Raw genomic sequence first — 8985 nt, forward strand, 5'->3', positions numbered from 1 at the left:
ACAACTACCCACAGATACTTGGATAACAGCAACTTGGGAAGAATATATCCAAATTATTGAAGACCCAAGTTACGAAAAAGCCAAAGTTTACTACCACAACGGAGGACTCAGAATCGAAATGTCACCAGCAAACAAGCACAGTAAAGACCACATGGTTATTACTACCATAGTTAACTTATTTGCAATGGCAAAAAAGATTAAGGTAGATGGCAGAAATGAGTGTATTTATCGCAAAACAGGACTTCGAGTGGCTCAACCAGATGCTTCCTATTATTTTAGAGAAAATGCAGATGTAGTTTCTTGGGAAGCATCTATTATTGACCTAGATATTTATCCTCCACCAAATCTAGTTATTGAAGTTGCCAATACTTCCCTTGCTGATGATAAAGGGGAAAAACGTTTGCTGTATGAAGCAATGAATGTAGCTGAATATTGGATAGTTGACGTACAGAAGCTAGAAGTTATTGCCTTTGCTATTGCTAATGGAGGTAGTCAAAGAATTAACCAGTCTCAAGTTTTGCCTGGGTTAGCCATTTCTTTATTAGAAGAAGCACTGCAACGCACTCGTCAAGAAAATCAACTCGACATTTATACTTGGTTATTCAGTCAGTTTCAATACCAGGAAATAGGCAGACTAATATCAGGTTGCTTAATATAAGCAATTCTTTCTTATTCAGAAATAATCTTGAATCATAAGTATTGACTTCGATTATACCAGAATTAGACCATTTCCTTCTTCCTTCCTCCTTCTGCTATGAAGATTAGATGATTTATGCTAATATACTAAAACTTGAACTGTTAGAGCTATTTAAAGTGGTAGCCAAAATTGGCTAACCTTGCTTTCTGTAATCAGAACTAGCAAAGAATAACTGCTTTTGCTCCACAAAACAAAAATAAAGTCAAAATATCTATTAGGAGGATAATGCATAGATGACCCAAGTGATACTAGGAGAAAATGAAGGAATTGAATCTGCATTACGTCGGTTTAAACGACAAGTTTCTCAAGCTGGAATATTCCCAGATATGAAAAAGCATCGTCACTTTGAGACACCCATTGAAAAACGGAAGCGTAAGGCAATGGCTCTACAGAAACAAAGGAAAAGACGTTCCCGTTATTAATCTTTATTGCTTTATTGTAATTTTAATTTGTTGTCAATTAGTGTCTTTCTAAGTCTATAACTCATTAAGAAGCTGTTAAGATAACTGTTGTTGAGACGCCTGGGTGCGTCTCCCTAAGACTACTAACAAAAAAAGAACTAAACATCAGCAATTACTAATATTTGGTGAGGTACAAAATTCTAGCTTTTAGGCAACAAGCAACAGCAAAGAAAAAGACAACTGTACCTCACCTAGTAGTAAAAAACCTTATATTTCAAAAATCATATTTATACATCACAATTTTCTGCTAAATTAATCTTAATTTAATAATTGAATTTGACACTATAATTTTGGGAGAGAAAAAAAATGGCTGTAGAGCAGCCGGAACTTATAGATATTTCCCCTTTTATTGACCATTCTTTATTAACAATTACCGCCACCCCAGAACAAGTTTCAAAATTCTGTACGGACGCTGAAAAATTTAAGTTTCCATCAGTTTGCGTATATCCTTACTATGTCAAACAAGTAGCTGAATTTCTCCACGGCAAACATCCAAAAGTTTGTACTGTAATTGGTTTTCCTCATGGTCAAAGTACTGGTAAAGCTAAATTATATGAAGCTTCAGAAGCTGTAGAAAATGGCGCTTCAGAATTAGATGTGATGATTAATTTGAGTCAAATCAAAACAGGCCAAACTAATGAATTACATCGGGAAATTGCGGAAATTTCTGAGGAAACTGGTAAAGCAGTTAAGGCCATTTTAGAGATGGCATTACTTACAGAAGCAGAAAAGCGATTAGCGACAGAAGTTTTAATGGATTCTGGTGTGGCCTTTATTGTTACTAATACGGGATGGTATGGTGGAGCAACGGTGGCGGATGTGCAACTGCTCAAGGAAATGACCAAGACTAATGTGGGAATTAAAGCTGCTGGAGGAATTAAAAGTTATGAGCAAGCAGTGGATCTAATTTCTGTGGGTGCTACTAGGTTAGGTACATCTCGTGGTCTAGAATTGCTCAATCAGCAAAAGGACAAATCCGGATATTGACATTATGATTTTAATAGTTTTGTGGAATGGGTTTTGTGGAATGGGCCTCTGGCCCGTTCTTTATATCCGTTCTTTATATTTTTGGGCAGGCAAGATGCCTGCCTCCACATATTTTTATACTGAATTAAACTAATTTGATATAATAATTAACTATTAAAATTGCGCATCACATCTAGAAAATATTGATAAACTCTATATTTAGTGTAGCACTATAGTTGTTACTTACTGGATATAGTGTTTTGCCTAGATTTTGACGAAGATAAAGCGATCGCCATTAGCTGATATGGCAGTGGAAGGAAAGGGTGACTTTTGACTTTTGACTTCTAACTTCTAACTTCTCCTTCACTTTTGACTTCTAACTTCTAACTTCTTCTTCACTTTTGACTTTTGACTTTTGACTTCTAAACTTCTTCTTCCTTCTTCCTTCTTCCCTCTTCCTTCTTCCTTCTTAAAATATGTCCCGAACCTACAAAGCAACTGGAATAAATCTTAAAGCTATACCCATAGGCGAATCAGACCGTTTATTAACCATTTTGACTCCAGAATATGGTTTGATTCGAGTAGTAGCACCAGGAGTGAGGAAGCCAAAATCCAAATTGGGGGGCAGAAGTGAACTATTTGTCGTAAATCAATTATTAATTTCCCAGGGGCGATCGCTTGATAGAATAAATCAAGCAGAAACCATATTATCCTATGCGGGTCTTAGTCAAAACTTAGGAAAACTAGCAGCAGGTCAATACTTAGCAGAATTAGTTCTCCATCAAGCCTTGAGCGAACATCCCCAAGCAGAACTTTTCTATCTTCTCAGCGAACATTTGGAACGTATCGAAAAACTAAAAAATAAAACCGACCGCCTCTGGCATACCCAACTTATATCATATCTAGCTCATGGCATTTATCATCTATTAGCCATAGAAGGAATTGCCCCCCAAGTACAAATCTGTTGTATTACTGGACGTCCATTACAGCCAAACTTTAATCATCCTAATTGGCAAGTGGGATTTAGTATAGATTCAGGTGGAACCATTAAACTTGCCCATACTTCTGTGATTTCATCTTCACAGCAGCAAGTTAGGATAAATACTATGCTCAATGCCAATCAACTTTCACTATTTCAGCAGTTAGCTCAACCTCAGCTCAACGCTCAGGTAGAACTTACTTCTCATCAAGATTGGGTCATCGTTGAAAAACTTTTAAGAAAATATACTCAATATCATTTGGGTTACTCTATCCGCTCTGCGGCTCTTATCGATACTTATTTAGGATTTGCGTATGGAAATTCTTTTGGTATGGGTAGGAGTCAGGAGACAGGAGACAGGAGACAGGAGTTAGGGGAATGAGCGAGGAGGTAGGAGTAAGAATTGTAAGAGTGATTTTTCTGCCATAATCATCCCAAAATACTAGCTTTTTGAGTTTTTCAGACCAAAAACAGGCGCACTTTTTTTGACTAAAAAAGGCTGAAACCAATATCAGTCAATGCTTTGATATTTAATCAGCAAGCCCTATTTAGAATCTATATCTCCTTTAATAAAAAATGCAATTGTCTGATTCCGAGTTAAATACAACAGAAAAAGAACAAACACAACCAAAAGCAGACCCTATTTCGGCTGCATCCTTAGCAGACATAGAACCCGAACGTGGACTTTTGCCAGTACTGAAAAATGGTAAATTTTTAATCCTCTGGGGCGGTCAAGTATTTTCCCAACTTGCAGATAAAGTTTATCTGGTACTCACGATCGCTATTATTGCTAATCAATTCCAAGCAGCAGACCAAACTATAAGTAGATGGGTATCGGCAATTATGATTGCTTTTACTATTCCTGCGGTGCTATTTGGAGCTGGAGCTGGTGTCTATGTGGATAGGTGGCCGAAAAAGATAGTATTAGTGGCCACTAATTTACTAAGAGGAGGATTAGTTTTGATTCTGCCACTAATATTGTGGCTGTCTAACGATTTAAACCTGGGCAATTTACCTTTGGGATTTTGCTTAATGTTACTTTTAACTTTTCTAGTCTCTACCCTAACTCAATTTTTTGCCCCTGCTGAACAAGCGGTAATTCCTTTAATTGTGGAAAAGCGACATCTACTTTCGGCTAATTCTTTATATACAACGACGATGATGGCTTCTGTAATTATTGGCTTTGCAGTGGGAGACCCATTATTAGAGTTGGCTGATAGTTTAGTAAGTAAAATTGGTGTAGGTGAAGCTATAGGTAAAGAGTTGGTTGTAGGAGGGAGTTACGCGATCGCTGGTTTATTACTAATTTTAATCACAACTGGGGAACAGAAGGACTTAAGTGAAAAGGAACAACCTCATATTTTGGAAGACCTGGGGGATGGCCTAAATTATCTGAAAAATCATCTTCAAGTTCGTAACGCGATTATTCAGCAAATCATTTTATTTTCTATTTTTGCAGCTTTGGCAGTTTTAGCTGTACGTCTGGCAGAGATTATTCCTGGTATGGAGGCTGAAGAATTTGGATTTTTATTAGCTGCTGCTGGCATAGGTATGGCTATAGGCGCTGGAATAGTTAGTCAACTTGGACATTGGTTATCCCATTTCCAACTCAGTCTCATTGGATCTATAGGAATGGCAATTTCTTTGGTTGGTTTGTCCATATTTAACCAACAGTTGTGGGTGAGTATGGGTTTGATTGGTCTTTTGGGAATGTTTGGTGCAATAGTGGGAGTGCCAATGCAAACTACTGTCCAAGCTGAAACTCCTGAAGAAATGCGGGGTAAGGTATTTGGTCTCCAGAATAATGCGGTTAATATTGCTCTTAGTTTACCTTTGGCTTTAGCGGGAGTTGCAGAAACTTTTTTGGGTTTATCGACAGTTCTTCTTGGGTTGGCAGGGGTGGCAATATTAGCAGGTGTTTTCTTCAGTTTCTTTTCTATACCGAATTTTGAGGAGACAGGAGACAGGAGACAGGAGACAGGAGACAGGAGGCAGGAGGCAGGAGACAGGAGACAGGAGACAGGAGACATGGGAATGAGCGAGGAGGTAGAATTCAACAATGAATAATGAATAATGAATAATTACCTCTCCTTGAAAAGAAGAGGATTGACTAATAATGAAAATTTTTCTTTATTATCCCCTTACAAGGGGAGGCTTTAAACCACAATTTTTCGGTAAGAATTGTCCCAGAATTGTTCTGCCCAACTATGCGCCTAAAATACGCTCCATGCATGAGCATGAAGAGCTGAAACAGGCGCACTTTTGACAAAATAAAGATATAGCAGATTCCAAGTATATGAAATATATAACCCATTTGGTATTTTTTCTTAAAATACAAAGTTTTTAGGAAAGCCGTCTTCAGGCTCCTAAAAACTATAAGGGTTCAGGAAGCTGAAAAATTGACTGCCAGAATCATAAAACCCGGATGGGTATTAATTACAATTGGGTGTTAAACTATTCTGGTACATTATTGATTATGCACCTAATTTCTATACGGAATCTCCGTCACGATCTAGCACCACATCAGCATGATGTTCAAAACCAAGTCAATGCTTGGTATGCAACTGTTAAAAGTGCTAAGTGGAAAAATTTAGAAGAAGTTCGCAGAATTTATCGAGATGCTGAAGCTGTAGGAAATTTTACGGTTTTTAATATTAAAGGAAATAGTTACCGTTTGATTGTTGGAATTAATTACGAAAATCAAACTATGTACTATAAATACTTTTTAACCCATGCTGAATATGACAAGAACAAGTGGAAAGATGACCCTTACTTTTGACGAGATATATTATCGTAATTTACTAATCAAATTTACTCCAAAAGTTATAGAAACAGAACTAGAATACGAAGCATATTTGGCAGTATTAGAAGAGTTTACTTTTGCTAAAAATCTCACCCAGGAGGAAAAAGCTTTATATAAATTGTTAGTTTTGTTAGTAGAAAACTATGAAACTGAAAATTATCCGATGACACCGGTAGAGCCTTACGAAATTTTACAGCATTTAATAGTAGCAAGCGGAATTAGTCAACAAGATTTAGTGGGAATTATTGGTTCTGATGAGGTAGTTTCTCAGCTTATGGATGGTAAACTTTCTTTGAATAACTGGCAGTCAAAAGCTCTAGCAGATTATTTCCAAATCTCTCCAACTATTTTTCAATTGTAGGTCTTAGTTAATGGATAAAGTTGATTTCGATAGATTCTCCTAGATACCATATAATTGCAAATACGTCAAACGAGCGTATAGGTAACTTGAAAAAATTAGTTCGTCATCCTTAAATCAATATGAGGCGATCGCCTGTCTAAGCAACTAAATCATAAGTGTTTCAGGCTGTAAAATATTTTTAGGTAATAAAAACCCTTGGATTATTGTTCATTTATACTATCACGGAAAGGCTGAAACTATTGAAACTATGTTGGCGATTTCAGGAAATTTTTCCTATTTTTTGTCAGAGATTGATGACAAAGTTGAAAATTTTAAAATCAGAAGTTCAGATTGATAATTAAAACTTTTCACAAGTAGCGATCGCTGAAGTCAGGAATGAGGATTAAATGAAATACAGAGAGAAAAAAGCAAACATTAAGTATACCGACTTCTGACTTTTAATGCCTGACTTATGACTAATAACTAGCTTATCTAACTTTTTAGATAGCAAGTGGTATTATTTACAAACTGAGGCGTTTTTGTCTATAGCAATTCTAAATAGGTTGCGGGTAATCAAAAAGTAAATAAAAAAATTAAAACTCTTACCTGTTCCCTGTTCCCTGTTCCCTAAAAAGCAGTAAGATTTTTGACACGAATAAAATAGGATTGCTATATCAATGATAAAATCTCTCAAAAATAATATCTGCCTATTCATCTGAATGCATATTGCTTGGCTTGGAAAAAAATATCCTTTTTGTGGCAACGTTACCTACTCTAGAGAAATAACCAATGCTCTATTAGACCGGGGCTATCAGGTTAGCTTTCTTCATTTTGCTACTGAAGATAATGAACCTGATAAATGGCCAAGATTTCATGAAGTGTCTCTACCTTGTATCTACAAATCTCAGGGTTACACCATACCTAGTCTTAAATCTAGCAAAGTTTTGAGTGAGGCTTTACAGAAACTCAAGCCTGATATTGTTCATGCTTCTTTAACTCTTTCTCCTCTTGATTTCTTACTGCCTGAAATTTGCGAAGAGCTAAATATTCCTTTAGTTGCTACTTTTCATGCCCAGTTTGATAGTAAACCGCGCAATATAAAATCGGGGACTCAATTTTTGGCTTATCAGTTATATGCTCCTTTTTTGGCACATTATGACCGAGTTATTATTTTTTCTGAAATACAGAGAGATTTTTTGGTGAAATTAGGAGTCCCTAGTCAAAAGGTAGCAGTAATTCCTAATGGGGTTGATATAGATAAATATTCTCCTGGTATGTCTAGTCTCAAGGCTGAGTTAAATGCTCAACGTATATTCCTATATTTAGGTCGTATTTCCACAGCTAAGAATGTTGAATCTCTACTTAAGGCTTGGAAACATTCTGATATGGGAAATGGTAGCCATTTGATTATTGTTGGTGATGGACCATTAGCTGCTTCTTTGCAAATGTTTTATAGCGATGTGAAGGGAGTTAGTTGGTTTGGATATGTGAGTGATGAACAACGACGGATAGAAATTTTTCGTGGTGCGGATGTGTTTATTTTACCTTCTTTGGTTGAGGGTTTGTCTTTGGCTTTGTTGGAAGCAATGTCTTGTGGTTTGGCTTGTTTGGCGACGGATGCGGGTGCTGATGGTGAGGTGTTGGAGAATGGTGCGGGTATAATTTTAAATACTCATAATGTTACTACTCAGTTGCAAACTTTATTGCCTTTGTTTAAGGATCATCCTGAGTTAACTAGTATTTTGGGTCAAAAAGCGCGTCGGAGAGTTTTAGAACGTTATACTTTGAGTGGAAATATTGCTCAATTGGAAATGCTTTATGGCGAAGTTTTGCGAGAGAGAAATCTAAAGTTAAGTAGTTTTATTTAGACCCACATTCCAGACTATTCATAACAAGTATCAATACTTGCTAAAACCTTAACAAATATCGATCCAATCTCTTGAGAAATCCAGGATTTAAAAAGTCTATTATTAGCCGTGGATTTTTCATTTTTCTGTCTTAAATAAACGTCGAGTAGAACTGCTTATATCTCTAAAGTATTTCAAGGTAATATTATTATCAAGAAAAAATTTAATTATTTCATTACTACCAACATTTTTTGAGGTGTTGATAATATATTGATTGTGAGCAACCATTTCAATCTGAGTATATGATATTTCTTCAAGTAAATCCATTAATTCATTTTTTGATAGGTTACAACTTAATTCAAAGGCATTTTCTTCCCTATCTTCACCAAAATTTTTTAATTTACCATTGTAAACTACAGAACCCTCTTTGATAAAAATAATATTATCAGTGACATTTTCAACTTCATGTAAATGTTGTGAACTCAAAAGTATAGTTTTGGGATGAGCAAAAGAATCAGCTAAATATCTTAAATCCTGTAAGAATAGTAACTGAGTATTAACATCAAGATTTGCTAAAGGTTCATCTAATATTAAAAGTTGAGGATTACAGACTAATGCTTTAGCTAATGCAAATCGCATTTTAAAACCACCAGAAATCTCATTCCAACTTGCATTTTTATACTTATCTAAACCAAGTCGCCAGAGAATAAAATCAACTTCATCTTCATTTTCTTTTCTTCTAATACCATGAATAGCTGCTGCAAAATGCAGATTATCAACTAGGGTTCCTGTCCATTGTGGCAACTCTTGAGGAACGTATGCTATTTGTTGTTTGATTTTGTACCAAGATTTATCTTTTGATTTTGTCAAACAACAAATAGCATACGTTCCT

General features: G+C 35.9%; 9 protein-coding genes. 8 read left to right on the forward strand and 1 reads right to left on the reverse strand.

Annotation, left to right across the window (positions count from 1 at the left end; all coding sequences use genetic code 11):
• From F6K13_RS02445 to F6K13_RS02480, 8 genes are all read left to right on the forward strand, one after another.
• Positions 1–658: Uma2 family endonuclease (locus F6K13_RS02445; protein WP_287286759.1), on the forward strand; the 658-nt coding region annotated here is incomplete at its 5' end.
• Between the two features lie 272 nt (positions 659–930).
• Positions 931–1119: a 30S ribosomal protein S21 gene (rpsU, locus tag F6K13_RS02450; protein ID WP_011613894.1), complete on the forward strand. Its 189-nt coding sequence runs from the start codon at positions 931–933 to the stop codon at positions 1117–1119.
• 345 nt (positions 1120–1464) lie between these two features.
• Positions 1465–2145, forward strand: coding sequence for a deoxyribose-phosphate aldolase (gene deoC, locus F6K13_RS02455; protein ID WP_124154557.1), 681 nt, complete (start codon positions 1465–1467; stop codon positions 2143–2145).
• 455 nt (positions 2146–2600) lie between these two features.
• Entirely contained in the window at positions 2601–3485 is an 885-nt protein-coding gene (recO, locus tag F6K13_RS02460; protein WP_124145311.1) for a DNA repair protein RecO, read from the forward strand.
• A 194-nt stretch (positions 3486–3679) separates the two neighbouring features.
• Positions 3680–5170 (forward strand): MFS transporter, encoded by a 1491-nt coding sequence (locus F6K13_RS02465; protein WP_124145312.1) that lies wholly within the window; start codon positions 3680–3682, stop codon positions 5168–5170.
• Positions 5171–5528: 358 nt separating this feature from the next.
• Positions 5529–5882, forward strand: a complete 354-nt coding sequence (locus F6K13_RS02470; RefSeq protein WP_240038972.1) for a type II toxin-antitoxin system HigB family toxin — start codon at positions 5529–5531, stop codon at positions 5880–5882.
• Positions 5866–6267 carry a type II toxin-antitoxin system HigA family antitoxin gene (locus F6K13_RS02475; protein WP_124145313.1) on the forward strand — a complete coding sequence of 134 codons (402 nt, stop codon included), beginning with the start codon at positions 5866–5868 and terminating at the stop codon, positions 6265–6267. Before F6K13_RS02470 ends, F6K13_RS02475 begins: the two co-directional genes overlap by 17 nt.
• Before the next feature lie 698 nt (positions 6268–6965).
• The gene (locus tag F6K13_RS02480; RefSeq protein ID WP_124145314.1) at positions 6966–8114 is read left to right on the forward strand and encodes a glycosyltransferase family 4 protein; all 1149 of its coding nucleotides are present in this window, start codon (positions 6966–6968) and stop codon (positions 8112–8114) included.
• A gap of 117 nt (positions 8115–8231) precedes the next feature.
• On the opposite strand, the gene F6K13_RS02485 is transcribed toward F6K13_RS02480, so the two are convergent.
• Positions 8232–8985: ABC transporter ATP-binding protein (locus F6K13_RS02485; RefSeq protein WP_287286761.1), on the reverse strand; the 754-nt coding region annotated here is incomplete at its 5' end.

Origin of the sequence: Okeania sp. SIO2B9, from assembly GCF_010672505.1 — a bacterium.
GTDB lineage: Bacteria > Cyanobacteriota > Cyanobacteriia > Cyanobacteriales > Microcoleaceae > Okeania > Okeania hirsuta.

Bases quoted from the DNA above. Each gene is read 5' to 3' on its own strand.
- F6K13_RS02480 (WP_124145314.1), top strand. From the start codon at position 6,966: ATGCATATTGCTTGGCTTGGAAAAAAATATCCTTTTTGTGGCAACGTT.
- rpsU (WP_011613894.1), top strand. From the start codon at position 931: ATGACCCAAGTGATACTAGGAGAAAATGAAGGAATTGAATCTGCATTA.
- F6K13_RS02475 (WP_124145313.1), top strand. From the start codon at position 5,866: ATGACCCTTACTTTTGACGAGATATATTATCGTAATTTACTAATCAAA.
- F6K13_RS02465 (WP_124145312.1), top strand. From the start codon at position 3,680: ATGCAATTGTCTGATTCCGAGTTAAATACAACAGAAAAAGAACAAACA.
- recO (WP_124145311.1), top strand. From the start codon at position 2,601: ATGTCCCGAACCTACAAAGCAACTGGAATAAATCTTAAAGCTATACCC.
- deoC (WP_124154557.1), top strand. From the start codon at position 1,465: ATGGCTGTAGAGCAGCCGGAACTTATAGATATTTCCCCTTTTATTGAC.
- F6K13_RS02470 (WP_240038972.1), top strand. From the start codon at position 5,529: ATGGGTATTAATTACAATTGGGTGTTAAACTATTCTGGTACATTATTG.